Genomic DNA, 18,285 nt, shown 5'->3' on the forward strand with positions numbered 1-18,285 from the left:
AGATTAAAGATATGGCTACGCTAGGGAAAAGCAACAATACTAATTTTTTGCCAAAAGGAAATACCCCTAAGCCGGGAATAATATCACCAAAGACAAAAATAATTGCTGAAAAAACCGATGTCCCAACCAATGAAAATACAGATCCTAGTCATAGTTAATTTGCGGATTCCTTACCTCATGGCAGCTAGTCATCCTTAACGCCGCCAGAACCCAGCCATACAAGGTTTGTGTTCTGGCGATGCTCTAATATATACTAAAATAAAAGCAACCTACGTTAAAAAGGGCGTAGGTTGTTATACTTGTAAAAAAATACTAGTTTTAATTCCCAAGGAGATGTTTTTTTAATTGAATTGGAAACGAACACTTTGGATTTTATGGGCGGCTAATTTCTTTGTTACTGCAGGCATGAGTTTAGTCATTCCTTTTCTTCCCTTATATATTGAAAAACTTGGCGTTCACTCTTTAGAAAATATTGAGCGTTGGTCAGGGTTGGTATTCTCCGCTCAGTTTATTACCTCAGTTATTTTTCAGCCTATTTGGGGAAGATTCGCTGACAAGCATGGTCGTAAAATCATGCTTTTACGGGCAGGACTAGGTATGGGAATAGTCACAGCCCTCATGGGTGCTGTAGGAAGCGTATGGCAACTACTTTTTCTCCGGTTATTCAATGGGATTTTTTCTGGTTTTATCTCCATGTCTGTTTCCCTCCAAGCTTCGATAACCCCTGATGAACAATCAGGGCAAGCTCTTGGCATGCTTCAGACAGGGGCAATTGCCGGCAACCTAATCGGTCCCCTCATTGGTGGTGTCATGGCAGAAAAGTTTGGTTTTCGTCAAGTGTTCTTTTTAACGGGTGGGTTGCTTGTCCTTGCCAGCGTGATAGTTATGATCTTTGTTCATGAACATCATAAGCCAAGAGAGTCTGTTAAAAGTTCTAAACTTAAGGAATTAAGGCGATTAAAGCCTCTCTTTCCGATCTTTTTAGCTTCCACATTTACGCAAGTCGGCATGATGAGTATTGAGCCCATCGTTTCGATTTATGCGAAAACTTTGTACACTGGTGCCCATCTTGCTTCCATTGCCGGTTTAGTCGTTGCCATCAGCGGTATTGCCAATCTTATTGGGGCACCAACTTTAGGAAGACTGAGCGACCGTATTGGTCAGCGAAAGGTCTTAATTCTATCCCTTAGTGCTGCGGCATGTATGTATATTCCTCAAGCACTTGCCGGGAGCATTGGGACTTTGCTTATAGGTCGATTTTTACTGGGATTATTTATTGGGGGGATGATTCCATCCTTAAATGTACTGGTGAAAAAGAAGGCTCCCGAAGAATTGCAAGCAACGGCCTTTGGGTTTAATTCTTCCTCTACCTTCTTAGGCAATCTAGTTGGCCCTCTTATCGGCAGTACTGTAGCCGCAAGCTATGGAATAAAAAATGTCTTTTACGTCACGATGGGGGTTTTGCTGATGAATGCCGTGATAATCTTCTTCAATCGAAAACTAGAAGTTCATTCATAATAGATATACCAAATAATACAAAATCCCCGTTTATGTTCCCATAGAGATTTCATATTAATCGAGCTTTCGACATTGTCATTAGCGTATAATGACAATACTAGAAAATGGTAGTGCATTGGTAGAGTCGTCATTGCCTTTTAAAACACAAAGAAAGCAGATGATGAGAGTGATATCTTTGGGATGGACAACAAGTATTCAAAAAACGAGCGGAGAAAAGGCGCCAGCAGCGCTATCTTTCATAGCATTGATTTCGGTGGCCTTAAGTTATTTTGGTTCATTTTTTCTTCAAACCCCCTGGGAAAATGACCCGATTTTTCTTCATTCCGCATTTGAGGGAGCTTGTATTTCAGTCGCTGTTTTTACGTTTCTTACTATGTGGCAGAATTATGAGCGTTGTTCCCATATCAATCGAGTTATTGGATTTGGGTTCTTGTTAGTTGGATTTTTTGATTTTATGCATACATATTATTATCCGGCTCTGAATCATCATCCCATGGGTTTTGTGGACCTATCATCTCGTTACTGGCTGTTGGGCCGGTTGACAGAAGGGATTACTCTCACACTGGGAACATTTAATTTCTTTGGCAGACTTCAAAAAAGGTGGGTAGGATTAATAATTACGATAACCATAGGATTAACGTTATCTTATGCTGTCTATGCTTATCAAGGGTTATTCCCACTTCTTTTAACTGAGAACGGCGGTGTAACTGCTGCTAAAGTTATTATCGAATATGTAATTACAGGGCTGTTTCTTTTAAATATAATTTTGCTGTATCCAACAATAAATAGAGAAGATTCCATTATTGAAAAATATTTGGTTGTTGCCTTAATGATTGCCATCCTTGCTGAGAAAGCCTTTGCCTCCTATGCAAGCTTATCAAGTTTTGATTATACCTTTGGACATGTCTTAAAAGTCTTGTACTATTTTTATCTTTATAAGGGGTTGTTTGCGTCCACAGTGTCTCACCCATACAGGTATTATGAGACCATACTTAACGAATTACCTTTAGGTATCGTCAACTTTGATAAACAGGAAAACATTCGATTTGTCAATTATGAAGCTGCTAAGCTGATTGGAGTCACTCCCTCAGAGTTAATTGGCCTGAATGCTTCAGATTTTGAAAAAAGGTTTTATAGAAACAGGGAGAAATGCACAATCAGAGATGTAAGACCCGATACCAAACGGTTTTATAACTTTTTGCGAACCATTGAATACGGAACGGCTAAAGTCGAGTTGGAACTCAGCGGTTTTCAATTTTCTCGGGGCGGTTGGTTAGTGTATTTTAATGATGCTAAGATTGCACAACAATTTGAAAATTTACAGCTGCAAACAAAAACCATTTTAAATTCTATGGACAGCATGGTTTTAGTAACGGATGCCAGGGACCGAGTTACCATGTGCAATAACAGCTTTCTTTATTTGACAGGTCTCACTGAACCGGAAGTAGTAAACGAAAAAATAAGTAAGGTAAAGCACATCTTAGAACTAAAATTAAGCAAACCAAATAAAGTAAAGAAAATACACGAAGTGATAGAAGGCAAATTCCGTAGTATGAATGGGGTACATCGGGATATAATTTTAAATCTTAACTCAGTTAAGGGAGCAAACGGCAACATTATTGGCACTGTGGCAGTTGCAACAGATGTTTCCTCCGTCCGCAAAGAAGCCGATAGGCTCCGACAGCGAGAAAAGCTTGCGGTTTTAGGCCAAATGGCGGCAGGGATCGGTCATGAAATACGGAATCCAATGACCACTGTTCGCGGGTTTCTGCAATTATTAGGAGAAAAAAAGCAATTTGCATCCCAAAAAGCAGTCCTGGATTTAATGATATCAGAGCTTGACCGAGCAAATGCTATTATTACGGAATTTTTGATGCTTGCCCGTACTAAACAAACCAACCTTAAGTTTCAAAACCTTAACGACATTTTAGATCACCTATATCCTCTCATTGAAGCGAATGCCTTTACCCAAAATAAACAGACTAAGTATGTGCCGGGAGCTATTTCAAGTCTTGAGCTCAATAAGAATGAGATTTCCCAGCTTATCATGAATTTAGTTCGCAATGGTCTTGAAGCCATGGAGGCAGGGGGGCTTCTTACGATTCGAACCTATCAAAACGAAAATAGAGTACTATTGACAATTGAAGATGAGGGATCCGGTATTTCCACAGAACATCTAGAAAAGGTCGGAACACCATTTTTTACCACAAAAGACAACGGCACAGGCTTAGGGCTGGCAACGAGCTTTACAATCGCAGAAGCCCATAATGCCCAAATAGATATTGAGTCCAGTTCGAAAGGTACAAAATTCAATATATCGTTTCCCGTACCCGATGGGATTCATGACCAAGACACAATGATCGTTTAAATAATTCAATTAATATTTCCATTATAAAAACAATTTGGCAGGATAATTCTCCCTTTTGTCGAAGTATGAAGGAGAGGGAGGGATAAAACATGCATTGTGAATTAATTAATAAGGATGTTCAAATTAATCTCTGGAAAGAAATTAAAAACCATAAAGATGTGGTTGTAAAAACAGTTTATAAATGCAGCGAATGCTATCCTGAGATCAAAGGATCCGGGGGCAGAAAGATGTTTGTATACTGTGGAAAAATGAGTGATGCTCAATGTCTGTTAAAACATATGTAGTCCATGATAATCAGAAATAAAATTATAAAAAATCCGATTGAAGTTACACCGATTTGTAATTTCAATCGGATTTTTTAATTTTGGGTGGACGATAATGAACTTTCCCCAGCCTTAATGGTGCAATAATGTAATAGTTATCATAAAAGATAATTATTACATTATTATTTGGAAGGACTCTGTCTTCATTGTGTAGAATCAGTTTAAGAATTGAATTGAAGAGGGTGAAGTGGTGATAACTGCTGGGATTGACGTGGGTTCTACAGCAACAAAAGCCGTTATATTTGATGGAACTATCAGGAGTTATGGAATTATTCCAACGGGGTGGAATCCCAAAGAGGCCGGAAGGTCTGTTTTACTTGAAGTGCTAAAAAAAGCCGGGCTTAAGGAAAAGGACATAGGTGCAATTGTTGGCACAGGCTATGGACGGGTGTCTCTGCCTTTTGTCCAGCAAAAAGTAACGGAAATTACTTGTCATGCCAAGGGCGCGAGATTTCTCTTTCCCCAAACCAGAACCGTCATAGACATAGGCGGCCAAGACAGTAAGGTTATTGCAGTCGGCGAAGACGGTTCAGTTACTGATTTTATCATGAATGATAAATGTGCAGCCGGTACTGGGCGCTTTTTGCAAGTTATGACGGGAATTCTGGATATTACCTTAGATGAATTAGGGCAAATGGCATCCGCCAGCCAACCTGTAAGTATTAACAATATGTGTACGGTTTTCGCAGAATCCGAAATTATCGGCCTTCTCGCCCAAGAAGTTTCTAAAGAAGCCATAGCTTCAGGGATTGTGCAAACCATAGCTAATAAAATTATCAGCCTGGCTTCCCGAGTCCCTTGTCTTGAGGAAATCACGTTTACAGGCGGAGTGGCTAATAATCCGGAGATTTGCGCCAGCTTATCCTCGGCTTTTGGGGCCAAATTTAATATCGCCCATCAGCCCCAGATTATAGGAGCGTTAGGAGCAGCTATTTTAGGCTATGAAAAACAAATGAAAAAGGTGATGTAATCATGGAAGCTGATTGCTTATGTGAATTTGAGAATTTGCGGGCCAAGAGCATCAAGTCAATTCAAGCAGCCAAAGAAGACGGCCGCAAAATTGTTGGGAAATACTGTATCTACTCCCCCATGGAAATAGTCCTGGCTGCCGGAGCCATTCCCATTCCATTGTGCAGTACCAAGCAGGACCCTATTGCTGCTGCTGAAAAGGTTTTGCCCAGAAATTTATGCCCGCTTATTAAATCAAGCTATGGATATGCAGCATCCGGTGCCTGTCCGTATTTTAATGCCTCGGATCTTCTTATTGCTGAAACTACTTGTGATGGGAAGAAAAAGATGTATGAACTTCTTTCCGAAATAAAACCTCTTCACTTACTCCAGCTTCCCCAAAAGCAGGATAAAGAGGCTTTAGAGTATTGGTATGGAGAAATTATTAAACTAAAAGATCGGCTGGAAGAAGAGTTTGGAGTAACGATAACGGAACAAGATTTGCGAAAAGCCATTCACTTGATGAATGAAGAACGGCGTTCTCTCAAGGATTTCCAGGATATCGCCAAACTTAAGCCTTCCCCTATTAGTGGTATGGATATACTGATGGTTCTATATAATCGGGGGTTTAGTATCGATAAAGAAGAAGCGATAGCCTTGGTGGACAGCTTAACCTCTGAGTTAAAGGAATTATATCGTCAGGGAAGTAGCCCATTTAATGCCAAGACGCCAAGACTATTGTTAACCGGGGTTCCTGTTGGGATCGGCTCGCACAAAGTTGTAGAGATAATCGAAGCAAGCGGCGGAAATGTTGTGTGTTTTGAAAGCTGCGGAGGATATAAAGCAGTGTATGACCAAGTCGATGAAGAAAAGCCCCCGCTTTTGGCAATAGCCGAAAAGTATCTTAGAACGCCCTGTTCCTGCATGTCACCTAATAGGGACCGCTATGAGCTTTTGGAACAATTAGTGGATGAATTCAAGATTGACGGGGTCGTGGATCTTACTTGGCAAGCCTGTCATACCTATAACATTGAGTCCCATAGTTTGAAAAAATACCTACAGACGAAGAAAAACTGTCCCTTCTTGCAAATTGAAACGGACTATTCAGAATCTGATATCGGGCAACTAAGAGTTCGGATTGAAGCTTTCATAGAAATGATCGCCAGTGCCTAAGGTCTCTGTTAATTTGTTTCGGGCAATAGACAAATTTGTGAAGAGAAGAGGAGACGAAGTATGTCGGATTTAAAGAAGAAATTTTTAAGTGAATTAGCAGATTCTGTTGTCAATATGGATGAAGCAATGACGGCAGACCTTGCTCAAAGGTATATTGAGAATCACTTTAATCCTTTAGAAGGAATTAATCAAGGTTTAGCCCAGGGGATGGATCGTGCGGGTGTTTTATACGAAGAGGAGGAGTACTTTATTCCTGAGCTGCTGATGTGTTCTGATGCCATGTATGCCGGCTTAGATGTTTTACGACCCCATTTGCAGAAGCGGGAAGGTGATATCACTCGTAAAGCTGTTATTGGGGTTGTTCAGGGAGATACTCATGATATTGGCAAAAACCTCGTCAAGATCATGTTGGAAACGGTAGGCTTTGAAGTAGCGGATTTAGGCAGAGATGTGCCGCCTATTGACTTTATCGTCAAGGCTAAAGAAATTCAGGCAGACATTATTGCCCTATCTACCCTAATGACAACCACCATGGAAGGGATGCAAGAAGTAATGCAGCTCTTAGAAAAAGAAAAGCTGCAAGAGAAAATCAAAGTTATGGTTGGCGGCGGGCCGATATCTAAAGGTTTTGCCGACAGAATCGGCGCCTACTATGCAGATGATGCTTCCAAGGCCGCAAATTTAGCTTTGAATTTGGTGAAGGAAGGTTAAGACTATGAAGGACAAAATGACTCCTATGGAAAGAGCGAAGGCTATTGCCAGAGGAGAAACAGCGGACCGCTTGCCCTGCAACCCTAATGTAGCTAATGGGGTTGCCAGAGTGTATGGCTGCAAAATATCCGAATTTAATAGTAATGCCCGGCTTATAGCCGATGCTCAAATCGCCTCTTATCGGCGTTTTGGTTATGATGGGGTGAGAATATTCACGGATTTGTTTCCATGGGCAGAAGCAATGGGAGCCAAGATACATTTTCCGGAAGACAATACTGCCGACCTGGCATCTCCTGCCATCAGTGATCTCAGCCAAATTGATAATTTGGAAGCGGCTGATCCCTATAAAGACGGCCGTTTGCCCATTCATATTGAAGCCATGAAATATTTAATCGATGAGTTAGGAAAAGAAGTCCCTTGTGCCGGCGGGATTGTCGGGCCTTTCACTAATGCCTTCTTTTTATTAGGAATTGAGAAGATGAGCAAACTGATTTTCACGAATCCCGGGGTTGTTCATCGCGCTTGCCAGGTTTCTTTAGAAACTTGTCTCAGATATGCTCAGGCGATCATTGATCTGGGTCTTACTCCAACCATTTCTGAACCCATGTCTTCCTGTACCATAGTAAGTCCTAAGCATTTTCGTGAATTTGGCGAACCTTATGTGAAAAAGTTAGTGGAATACATTAATTCCAAAGGGAAACCTGTGACCATGCATATTTGCGGAAAGACCGAAAAGATATGGGAAGATGTGGTGGCCATGGGTATTGCCGGATTCAGTGTGGATAATGTAGTTGATCTGCAAAAATGCAAGGAACAGATCGGAGACAGGGTTAAAATATTGGGACATGTGGACCCCTCAAATGTGATGTATGCAGGCACTCCTGCCGACGTTCGGGAGGCGGTGGTAAAGTGCGTGCAGCAGGCCTGGGATTCTCCCAAAGGCTATGTTATTATGTCGGGCTGTAGCTTGCCTGTTGAAACGCCTTTAAGAAATATTGAAGCTATGATGGATGCCGCTCGGGAGATCGGCTATCCTATCGATCCTGAAAAGCTGGATAAAATGATTTAAATCTCAGAGTCAGCATATACATTAAGTACGTATAAATCCATCTTAAAAAGGGAGTATCTAAATGGTAAAATTAATCATCCTTACCTTTGATGGAACTGTGGTGGATTCAAAGGAAGTCTCCGTCGCTATTTATAACAAACTTGCTGATAAATATGGGACACAGAAAGTCGACGATATCAGGAACATACAGCGGCTTCCTTTACTTGACCGCTTTAAGGCTCTGCATATTCCCCTCTATAAGCTGCCCTTATTTATTGGAGACTTTACTAAGCTTTATAAGCATTCACTTAAGGGCATAAAGATGGTGAAGGGGATGAGAGAGTTATTACTGGGATTGAAAAAAAGTGGCAATCAATTAGCCATTGTTTCATCTAATTCGGAAAATAACATTAGTGATTATTTTCGAGAAGCCCAACTTGAGGTAATCGATACCATCATTTGTTGTACCAGTTTGTTAGGCAAGGAAAAGTATATTAAGAAAGTGCTTGCCATACACAAAGTGCAGCCTTCAGAAGCGATCTTTGTTGGTGATGAATTAAGAGATATTAAAGCTTGTAAAAAATTAGGGATACCTATTATTTGGGTTGACTGGGGATACGATTTGAAGGAGATGATCATTGAGGAACCCCCCGATTATATTGCTCATTCACCCCAGGATATTTTAGAAGTATTGAATTAATAGCCAACATATAATTTAAGGTATATCATGGTACAAACCCTGAGTATTAACTCGGGGTTAAAGTTATCTGTTCTCCTATGAATATTTTACTAAAATGATATTGACAAGTAAGAATAGATTTAACATAATGAAGCGAAATTACTAGTGGTTCAATTTAATGAGGGGTGAATATATGAGTAAAAAGAGAGTGGTCTTAGGGTTAATTATCGTTATTATTTTTATTGGCGGGGTTGCATTTTTTCATGAATTTGGATCTCTATCTATCAATGCAGCCAAGGATAAGGGAAGTGCTGCAGCGGTTACAAGCAACAAGGTTGCAGTGAAAGTCATCACGCCAAAAGAAGCAGCTCAAAGCGATGGCTCATACTATAAAGCAACAATAGAAGCTGATCAGGAAGGGATCGTGTCTTCAAAAAACAGCGGCAAAGTCATCAGTGTATTATTTGATGATGGGAAGCAAGTTACCCAGGGTGAGCCCCTTGTCCAGTTAGATGATCAGGATACAAAAAATCAGATCAAGACCGCTGAAAGCCAGTTAGAGGTTTCTAAAGCTGCTATGCTAAAGACGGAGGCCAACCTGGAGAGTAGTCAGCGATCCTATGATCGTATAAAAACCTTAGTAGAACAGGGGGCTGTTGCCCAAGTTGAACTGGAAAACGCAGAAACTTCTCTGAAAATGGTGAAGGCGGATGAAGCTTCCTGTCAGGCAGCGATTCAAGCAGCACAGACCACTATTGATAATCTGCAAACGACATTGGCTGATATGGTAGTACGGGCTCCAATCAGCGGGGTTATGGATGGGAAAAATGTCAGTGTTGGGCAATTCCTCACTCCGGGAAATGTTTTAGGAACGGTTAAGGATATCGCCTTGATTGATGCTTCTATTGAGGTAGATCAGGCCTTGATTCAAAACATAACAATTGAACAAAAGGCTACAGTAAAGCTTAATGAAGATGATACTGCTTATGAGGGTGTTGTGAAAAGCATTACCCCCTCTGCCGATCCATCCTCTCGCGCCTTTAAGGTGAAGATACAGTTGAATAATGAAAACTTGTCCTTAAGACCGGGGGTATTTGCGAAGGTTATGCTGACGGATGATACTAAAACCCAGAGTTTTGTGATCCCGGTTAGCGTGATTATTGGCAACGAGGGAAATTATTATGTCTACATAAATGATAACGGGGTTGTGAAAAAACAGACAGTAACCGTGGGAAATCTGGCAAACAATCAAGCAGAGATTAAATCAGGCCTAAAAGGAAATGAATCCATTATCTCGACAAACCTCAACATGCTTCAAGAGGGTGATGAAATCACGGTGGTTTCAGAATAGGGGGACAAGGGTATGTTTGTAACAAATATTAGTATAAAAAGGCCTGTATTTATAACCGTTATTATCATTGTGTTCATTGTTGTGGGAATGCTTTGCTATCAAGGATTAAGTATTAATGACATGCCCCAGGCAGACTTTCCCTATGTAACGGTAGCCATAGAACAGCATGGGGTTGCTCCCGACCAGATGGAGACCAATGTAGCTAAGAAAGTAGAAGAAGCCATAGGCCAAATATCCGGTGTAAAGCATATTTATACAAATATCAGTGAAGGGGCATGCAATGTCATCGTTGAATTTGACTTGGCAAAATCGCCGGATGTGGCGGCCCAGGAAGTACGGGATAAAGTCAGTTCTATACGAAAAAGTCTCCCCAGTGATATCGAAGAACCTATTATTGCAAAATATGATTTTTCAGCAACTCCTATCTTATCACTGGCAGTCAGCGGAACCTTGGACAATCGGGCTAAGTCTAAGATCGTAGATGATGTCATCACCAAGAGCCTATATACTGTGAGCGGCGTTGGCTCAGTGAAGGTATACGGCAAAGAAGAAAGGGAAATTAAGATCAAGGTGGATCTGGAGAAGCTGGCCGAGTATGGTTTGGTTCCGGCGGAAATGGTTAGCGCCATTCAGAGCGGCAATCTGGAAGTACCCGCCGGCAAGGTGACAGATGGACAAAGTGAAATATCCCTCCGAACAGATAACAAAGTCAAAAGTCTCGAGGATTTTTACAATATTACCGTTGGAGAACGTTCAGGGCGTGAGATTAAAGTCCGTGATGTTGCCACAGTATCTGACGGAATTAAAGACAAAGACAGTATTTCTTATTATGACGGCAAAGAGGCTATTGGGATCGATATCATCAAACAGTCAGGCTCGAATACAGTGTTGGTATCGGATAATGTTAAAAAACAATTAGATTTTATCAAGGCAAATCTGCCTCAAGGGATGAGCATTGATGTTGTGGCAGATAATTCCGTGTCTATCCGTGACTCAGTAAACGAAGTCGTAAAAACAATCCTTGAAGGTTGTGTACTGGCGATTATTATTGTCTTTGTTTTCTTAAGGGAGTGGGAAAGTACCCTCATCAGCGGAATTTCTTTACCAACCTCCATTGTGACAACCTTTATTGCCATGAAGGTTATGAATTTTTCTCTGAACACTATGTCCCTTATGGCCCTGTCTTTAGCGGTAGGCTTGTTGATTGACGATGCTATTGTGGTGATCGAGAATATTGTTCGACATTTACATATGGGTAAGTCTCCCATGCAGGCAGCCCAGGAGGCAACCTCGGAAATCGGCTTAGCGGTATTGGCAACGACCTTTGCCGTGGTGGCGGTCTTTGTTCCTATCGCCATGGTTTCGGGAATTATCGGCAAGTATTTTGTAGAATTTGGACTCACCGTAGCTTTTAGCATGCTGGTTTCTTTGTTTATTTCTTTCACTTTAGTGCCTATGATGTCTTCCCGATTGTTAAAACCTGAGCAGAAGACGAAAAAGACCTTTGTCGGTCACTTTCTGGACTGGTTTAACGACAAATTTGATTTGCTGGGAACCACCTATTCTAAAATTTTAAAGGTTGTTCTTAATCACCGTCTTATCACTATCATCGTTACCATTATCATATTTGCGGCAAGTATGCGGATCATTCCCATGTTGGGCTTCAGCTTTATCCCATCCACCGACGCTGGGGGTGTTAATATAAGTGCCGGTACGGACTCCGGTTTGACACTGGAGACGGTGGGGGAAAAAGCTAAAGAAATCGAAGCAAAACTCAAAAAGTATCCTGAAGTAACTCATATGTACACCACGGTCAGTTCCGACAAAATTTCAATTTATGCTAAATTAACGGAAAAACAAGAGCGTGAAAAATCCTCACAACAGATTGCTTCAGAAATGAGAGAGGATTTAAAAGGAATTACGGGAATTGAACTGGCAGTTAAAGCAAGTTCTTTAGGACCTAACGAAGGAAAGGATGTCTCTTTTGTAATCATGGGGACTAACATGGAGTCCATGCAGGCTTTCGCGCTGAAAGCTAAACGACTGCTAAGTCAGGATCCCCATGCCAAAGATGTAGCCCTGGATCTTAAAACGGGCAAAACCGAAACCAAATTAGAGATAAACAGGGATAAGGCCTCAGATCTGGGAGTTAATGTATCCCTGGCGGCTGCGACCATCCAGGCGCTATTCGACGGGATTGATGCGGGCAAATTTGAATGGGCTGGTGACAGGTATAACGTACGAGTGTCCTTGCAAGACGATCAGAGAAAGAGCTTAGATAATTTAGATGGGATCTATGTCAATGGCTCAAATGATCAAATGATTCCTCTAGCCAATGTATCGCAAAAAGTACTTTCTACATCCTATTCCACAATCCACCGCTATGATAGATTAGTTCAAATTGAACTTTCTGCTAATGTGGAAGGAATACCCACTGGGGACTTTTTAAACAGTTATACCAACAAGCTGGAGAATGAGATGGAAGTTCCTGCAGGCGTTATTGTCAAGGTTGGGGGAATGAACGAAACCATGCAGGAGGGTTTCAGCAGTCTTGTCACGGCTCTCTTGATGGGCATCATGTTCATGTTCCTGGTTATGGCTATGCAGTTTGAAAGCTTTTTGGACCCCATCGCCATCATGTTCTCTCTGCCAATGGCCTTGATCGGTGCTGTTCTGGGGCTTTACATTGCCGGCAGTGAGCTGAGTATTTTATCTCTCATCGGGATCATCCTGCTGATGGGACTGGTAGCCAAAAACGGTATTTTGCTCATTGACTTTACGAAGCAGAAAATGAAAGCAGGATTCGAGGTCAAAGAGGCACTTATTGAAGCCGGGGCCGTCCGCTTAAGACCTATTCTGATGACAACCCTGGCCATGATCTTCGGCATGATTCCGGTTGCTATTGGTTCGGGTGCTGGGGCTGAAATGCGTGCGCCCATGGGGCATGCCGTTATTGGCGGCTTGATTACTTCAACGTTGTTAACCCTCTTTGTTGTCCCTGTCGTCTACTCATTGCTGGATAGTCTAAAGATGACCTTCCGCAGAAAGGGAAAGAAAACAGTATCCCCTATGTACCCTGGGAAAAGTGCGCCTTTTCATTAATAAATTATAATTTCCCTGGGATTAAAAAAGATCCTATTGCTTTAGTAACTGCAATAGGATCTTTTTAGCCCGGGTGTGTTAATTTTCAGACCCACAGACACTGTGTAAAATCATACCTAAGATGACAAGGCCCATACCGGCTAAGGACCAAAGCGTTGGGTATGCCCCATGAAGAATTATTAATTCTCCCAACAGAGCAAAAATCACTTCTCCTGATTGAGTCGCTTCCACTGCAGCCAGTTTATGTACATCGCCCTTCACCATATCCGTTGCCGAGAAGAAGAGTGTTGTGGCAATGACTCCTGAAGACAGAGCCACGATCAGGCTCTGAGATGCTTGATTCAGGCTGGGAAGGCCAATCTCCGCCATGCCGAGGGCGGATAACACAAACCAAAAGGGAAGGCTGGCCAGTGTCATTCCCAGGACTCTTTGAAAAGTATCAATATCATCCCCGCACACTTCCATCATCTTGCGATTTCCTAAAGGGTAAGCAAAGGCTGCCAGCAGAACGGGAAAAACTCCATAAAAGATGTCCTTGCCGTTGAGTGTCCGGGCCTGCTGGATTTGTATGAGGACTACTCCCATTAAAATAAGCAGGGAAAGGGCTAAGCCGCGCAGAGGTAGGGTAGAACCGATTTTATGGAACCAAGACTTGCCGGCAGTTTCTTTAGCAAAAAAGGGAACAAGGAGGGAACCGGCCACAATGGTAATTTGCCACATGCTGGCAACCAACCAAGCAGGTCCGTATGCTGCTGCAAAACAAAGAGGTGCATAGAATAATCCGAAGCCAACAGTACTCCAACCCAGCCAAGCTAAAGGTCTGCTGTGCAAAGCCGATAATAGAGGTTTAAGATTTCCTCTCGTCATAACAATGATTACCAGAAAGGGTAACATGAAAAAATATCTTAAAACTGCACTCCATACCCAACTCCCGCCGGATAAATCCATAGCCCGATTTAAGACAAAGGTTACTGCAAAAAAGAACGACGCTAATATTCCAAGCAGAATCGACTTCAAACTCATTCCTCCGAACCACTATCATTTAAGCTTATTGAAACAAAATACCGTTAAAACCTTACCCATGTTTACTGTTATTTAAATTTTATCAGGTTGGCTGCTTGCTTAAGTTGCTCATCCAGCACCTTGGCATAAATTCTTGTGGTTCTGGGATCCGAATGGCCAAGAGCATCCTGAACAATGGCCAAGTTGTCTGTTTCGCGCAGGAGCAGCGTAGCAAATGTGGATCTCATCTTATGGACACTAAAGCCCTCTGTGTTATGGCCAAGAGTTTTGAGGATGGTCATGTATTTCGCGATAAGATTTTGCACCGCTCTTTTACTGATGCGCTTTCCCTGCATAGATAAAAAGAGGGCATCAACATCTTGGCGGACATAGCGAGGGCGTTCATTGAGCAAATAATCATTCAGGGCTTGGCCCACATCCTCGTTAAAATAAATAACTGTTTCTTTATTCCCCTTGCGGAGGATCTCAAAATAACCTTTATTAAGATTTGTCTTGCTGATATCAAGGTTACAAAGTTCCGATAAGCGCAGCCCTGTGCCGATCAGCGTAAGAACAATGGCATAATCCCTTTTCTCGGTATAGACGTGATATTTGAGCTGGCCTTCTGATAATCCTATACCAGTTTCCAAAGCATCCGTTAAATCCGCAATCTCGTTAGGCTCCAATGCTTTGGGAAGTTTTTGGTTTATATTAATGGGATCTAGTTTTATGGTAATATCTTTATGTATCATTTCTTCACGAAGCAAGTACCGGTATAATGACCTTATAACGGTTTGTTTTCGGGCCAGAGCACGAGAGCCATTAGCTCGTTCAGTATTGGACCAGCTTAAATAGGACTCAATATGCCGATGACCGACCCTTGCCATGTCTGACAGCTGAATATCTGATGAAGAAGAAGGGAAATCTGGCATTAAGCCGCATAAATACTGGAAAAACATACATAGTTCATAGGTATAGGCAACTTGAGTGGATTTCGATTTATTGGTTACGGCAAGATGGTTAATAAAATCTTTGGCGAATGAGGGAAGAGGGTACTGGTTAAATCTAGTATCCATTATCAAACCTCCAATAGTTTAAGTGTAGTTAATTTGAAGGAGGAAACCATGAATTTAAAGATTCAATTTGATTGTGCAAATATTAATTGGGATTTAGTGTCTGGAACTTTAAAAATGGTTGGCATGGCCACCTATGCAGCGGAAATTCATAAGAAAGCTTTTGAAAATAGCCATACAGTAGTGTTTATTTTTGACGACGACAGATTAATTGGCTTTGGCAGGGCAATTTCAGATGGGGCATATCAAGGTGCCATTTACGATGTAGCAATATTGCCGGAGTACCAGGGTCAAGGGATTGGAAGAATGATTGTGGACAGTATTAAAAAGTCACTTCAAAACTGCAATCTCATATTATATGCTGCCCCCGGCAAAGAACAATTTTATGAAAAGCTTAATTTTAAGAGAATGAAGACAGGGATGGCTCTTTTCTGCAACGCCGCCGACATGCAAAAAAGGGGTTTTACGGAGTAAGGCTTAAGTCACATCATTGTTGTCCTAGGCAGAACAAGGCAAGGGCTTTTCTGGAAGTAATAAACTCAAAAATCGGATCGTAACCAAGCCTCCTAATGCTCTTATTCTTCATAAGCTATAGCAGCTTGAGTTTCAGAAGAGTTTGAAAGGATGAGACCATTGAGCAAGCTGGATATATTGCGGAAAATCCTAGGAGCAGTTGAAGAATCCATGCCTGTTTCTGATGAAAGGACAAACCACAAGGATAATCAGGTTAAGAGCAGGCCTAAAAAATTAACAGACAATCCAGAGGAAGAAGCTATAAGAGCATTAGCCCAAGAATTTGCCAAGGCTTTAAACAACCGTGACTATGAACATTTGGACGGTAGGGCAGAGTACCATCTCTATACTATGAACCACCTGATCGAGCTTGTAAAGAACAATGACGAACAAAAAACCATAAAACTGTTTAATGAGAATAAAATTAAATCCAAGTTTGAAGACTGTGAGTTTATCTCAATTACCTTTAGTACCGACCCAGAGCAAGCGGTAGTTGTTTATAATGTCAGGACCTGCCTTGACAGTGCTGCAGAAAAATTCTTTAATGAATTAAACAAGAACAACAAGACAAATACCATTAAAAGCGGAACTCCTTTCAGCACCGTCTATACCCTTGTCGTGAAAAAGGAAAAGGGAGCTTGGAAAGTAAATAACTTCGAGGCTACGGGGAATTTAAAAGCTTAGTAACATACTACTTGGGAATGCTCTAAAAAATATAGGGCCCTGCTGCAACAACATGCAACAGAGCCTTTTGTTTATCTATAGTTGCCTAAAAATGCGCTTAATGGCTATTATTCTCTGAAAGTGCAAATAACAACGCGTTGTTATTTTTAGATTCGAACATCTACCGGAGTCCCCAGGGTTATCTCGTCCTCAGAGACTATAGAATCATAGGCCAGGACTTTTACGCCTTTTTCAGCGGCAAGCTTTAGGGCCTTTGTGAATTCCGGGTCTCTTATTTCAAAGGGTTTAAAATATTTAACCCCTTTCATCTGAATGAGAAAGACAACATAACCGGCATACCCTGCTTCCACAGCTTTCACCATTTCATAAAGATGTTTGGTACCCCTGAGAGTGGGAGCATCCGGGAACATGGCGATACCATCGGTTTCCAGAGTCACACCCTTTACCTCGATAAAACCCTTTTTCTCCTTAGTTTCAAAGTATAAGTCAAATCTGGAATTGCCGAAAACCACCTCTCTGGACAACACAGTGACATCATGAAGCTCTTTGACGTTTCCATCTTGGATACCCTGATAGACCACAGTATTGGGAACTTGAGAATCGATATTGATCAGGAGATTCCCTTTATAGACAGCAATCAGGGAGTACTTGGTTTTCCGTTTGGGATTGTTGCTTTCTTCTAGAATTACCACATTGCCTTCCTGGAGCAGTTCCTTGCAGCGCCCGGTGTTTTTAACATGAACAATTTCTTCATGGTTGTCTAGCAGTACATGAGCAATAAATCGATTAGGCCGTTTTAAAAATTTTGCAGCTATAGCAGAGGGATATTTCAAACCTGGCACTCCTTTTATTCTTAAATTCGGACTTTCTTCCAGTCCAATCTGCCCTTAATTAAGAGTTTCCCGCTCCTTAAGCCATTGGGAAAATTCAAGGGCAGATATTCGTTCAGCGGTTATACCATCGGACTTGCTGGAAGCTAAGAATATAATAGGCTCGATCATTACTCTGGGGCGCAGCAGCGGGAATGTAATCTGTCGCCTAAATTCTTCGGGAATCATCCCGGTATCCGTTGCTCCGCCGGGAAGCAGCATATTGACAGTAATTCCATAGGTCTGAAGGTCCGCGGCCATGATATAGGACAGTGATTCAGTTGCGGCGCGAGATGGCCCATAGGGGATAAAGCCTTGGCGTTTCATAGTTTCATGATTCATGGAAATGTTGATGATTTTTCCATAGCCCTGTTTAATCATGAGAGGAGCAAATCCCCGGGCAACCAGAAAATAACCTGTGAGATTGGTGTCAATCAGATTGCGGAATCCTTCAGGGGTAACCTGGAAAAAAGGCTGCGGTTCGATGAGGAAGCGCTTATTGACGGTTTGCATGCCAATGCCGGCGTTATTAACTAAAACGTCAAGTTTTCCCCATGTTTTTTCTACCCAATGAACGGCATCGGCAACCGATGTTTCTGAACGAACATCTAAGGGCAAAGGATAGGCATCCAGACCCGATGATGCAAGCCGTTTAATTTGATTATTCAATTTTACTCCCGGCCGGGATGCTAAAGCAACTGTAGCTCCCGAACGAAGAAGCCCCTCTGCCATGGCCAGCCCGATGCCGCTTGAAGCACCAGTCACAACAATGTGGATTCCCGATAAGTCTGTGTTAGGTTTTGAAGTAAATATATCCGTCATTTTTGGCCTCCTGAAAAATTGTACTATGAGTATAATACGAAAAGGGGAAAAAAGAAAACCAGTATTTTTGTCAGCAGCCGCGGCGATATGAACATTAAAAA

At 41.8% G+C, this 18,285-nt stretch carries 17 protein-coding genes; 13 read left to right on the top strand and 4 right to left on the bottom strand.

What is annotated here, in order from left to right; translation table 11 throughout:
* The first annotated feature begins 11 nt into the window (after positions 1-11).
* The 11 genes from DESOR_RS29725 to DESOR_RS13825 all read left to right on the top strand — a co-directional run bounded on the left by DESOR_RS29725 (position 12) and on the right by DESOR_RS13825 (position 13,221).
* Complete coding sequence (locus tag DESOR_RS29725; RefSeq protein ID WP_014185196.1) at positions 12-158, top strand: hypothetical protein; 147 nt, start codon at positions 12-14, stop codon at positions 156-158.
* 187 nt (positions 159-345) lie between these two features.
* The gene (locus DESOR_RS13780) at positions 346-1,518 is read left to right on the top strand and encodes an MFS transporter (RefSeq protein WP_014185197.1); all 1,173 of its coding nucleotides are present in this window, start codon (positions 346-348) and stop codon (positions 1,516-1,518) included.
* A 160-nt stretch (positions 1,519-1,678) separates the two neighbouring features.
* Positions 1,679-3,886, top strand: coding sequence for an MASE3 domain-containing protein (locus DESOR_RS13785; protein WP_148265367.1), 2,208 nt, complete (start codon positions 1,679-1,681; stop codon positions 3,884-3,886).
* A gap of 89 nt (positions 3,887-3,975) precedes the next feature.
* Positions 3,976-4,170, top strand: coding sequence for a hypothetical protein (locus DESOR_RS13790; RefSeq protein ID WP_014185199.1), 195 nt, complete (start codon positions 3,976-3,978; stop codon positions 4,168-4,170).
* Between the two features lie 229 nt (positions 4,171-4,399).
* Positions 4,400-5,179 (top strand): acyl-CoA dehydratase activase, encoded by a 780-nt coding sequence (locus DESOR_RS13795; protein ID WP_042331224.1) that lies wholly within the window; start codon positions 4,400-4,402, stop codon positions 5,177-5,179.
* Positions 5,180-5,181: 2 nt separating this feature from the next.
* On the top strand, positions 5,182-6,330 hold the full coding sequence (locus DESOR_RS13800) for a double-cubane-cluster-containing anaerobic reductase (RefSeq protein ID WP_014185201.1): 1,149 nt from the start codon (positions 5,182-5,184) through the stop codon (positions 6,328-6,330).
* 60 nt (positions 6,331-6,390) lie between these two features.
* On the top strand, positions 6,391-7,041 hold the full coding sequence (locus DESOR_RS13805; RefSeq protein ID WP_014185202.1) for a corrinoid protein: 651 nt from the start codon (positions 6,391-6,393) through the stop codon (positions 7,039-7,041).
* Between the two features lie 4 nt (positions 7,042-7,045).
* Positions 7,046-8,110, top strand: a complete 1,065-nt coding sequence (locus DESOR_RS13810; protein ID WP_014185203.1) for a uroporphyrinogen decarboxylase family protein — start codon at positions 7,046-7,048, stop codon at positions 8,108-8,110.
* Positions 8,111-8,171: 61 nt separating this feature from the next.
* Entirely contained in the window at positions 8,172-8,789 is a 618-nt protein-coding gene (locus DESOR_RS13815; protein WP_014185204.1) for an HAD hydrolase-like protein, read from the top strand.
* A gap of 172 nt (positions 8,790-8,961) precedes the next feature.
* Complete coding sequence (locus DESOR_RS13820; RefSeq protein WP_014185205.1) at positions 8,962-10,119, top strand: efflux RND transporter periplasmic adaptor subunit; 1,158 nt, start codon at positions 8,962-8,964, stop codon at positions 10,117-10,119.
* A gap of 12 nt (positions 10,120-10,131) precedes the next feature.
* Complete coding sequence (locus DESOR_RS13825) at positions 10,132-13,221, top strand: efflux RND transporter permease subunit (protein ID WP_014185206.1); 3,090 nt, start codon at positions 10,132-10,134, stop codon at positions 13,219-13,221.
* Positions 13,222-13,299: 78 nt separating this feature from the next.
* On the opposite strand, the gene DESOR_RS13830 is transcribed toward DESOR_RS13825, so the two are convergent.
* Both DESOR_RS13830 and DESOR_RS13835 read right to left on the bottom strand, forming a co-directional pair.
* Complete coding sequence (locus tag DESOR_RS13830; RefSeq protein WP_014185207.1) at positions 13,300-14,238, bottom strand: DMT family transporter; 939 nt, start codon at positions 14,236-14,238, stop codon at positions 13,300-13,302.
* 74 nt (positions 14,239-14,312) lie between these two features.
* Complete coding sequence (locus DESOR_RS13835; protein WP_014185208.1) at positions 14,313-15,299, bottom strand: tyrosine-type recombinase/integrase; 987 nt, start codon at positions 15,297-15,299, stop codon at positions 14,313-14,315.
* Between the two features lie 48 nt (positions 15,300-15,347).
* Between DESOR_RS13835 and DESOR_RS13840 the strand changes: the two genes are divergently transcribed.
* Positions 15,348-15,770, top strand: a complete 423-nt coding sequence (locus DESOR_RS13840) for a GNAT family N-acetyltransferase (protein ID WP_014185209.1) — start codon at positions 15,348-15,350, stop codon at positions 15,768-15,770.
* Between the two features lie 150 nt (positions 15,771-15,920).
* Positions 15,921-16,493, top strand: a complete 573-nt coding sequence (locus DESOR_RS13845; RefSeq protein ID WP_014185210.1) for a hypothetical protein — start codon at positions 15,921-15,923, stop codon at positions 16,491-16,493.
* A gap of 146 nt (positions 16,494-16,639) precedes the next feature.
* On the opposite strand, the gene sfsA is transcribed toward DESOR_RS13845, so the two are convergent.
* Positions 16,640-17,326, bottom strand: a complete 687-nt coding sequence (gene sfsA / locus DESOR_RS13850; RefSeq protein ID WP_014185211.1) for a DNA/RNA nuclease SfsA — start codon at positions 17,324-17,326, stop codon at positions 16,640-16,642.
* Between the two features lie 54 nt (positions 17,327-17,380).
* Positions 17,381-18,184 carry an SDR family NAD(P)-dependent oxidoreductase gene (locus tag DESOR_RS13855; RefSeq protein ID WP_014185212.1) on the bottom strand — a complete coding sequence of 268 codons (804 nt, stop codon included), beginning with the start codon at positions 18,182-18,184 and terminating at the stop codon, positions 17,381-17,383.
* Positions 18,185-18,285 lie beyond the last annotated feature (101 nt).

The organism is Desulfosporosinus orientis DSM 765, assembly GCF_000235605.1.
GTDB lineage: Bacteria > Bacillota > Desulfitobacteriia > Desulfitobacteriales > Desulfitobacteriaceae > Desulfosporosinus > Desulfosporosinus orientis.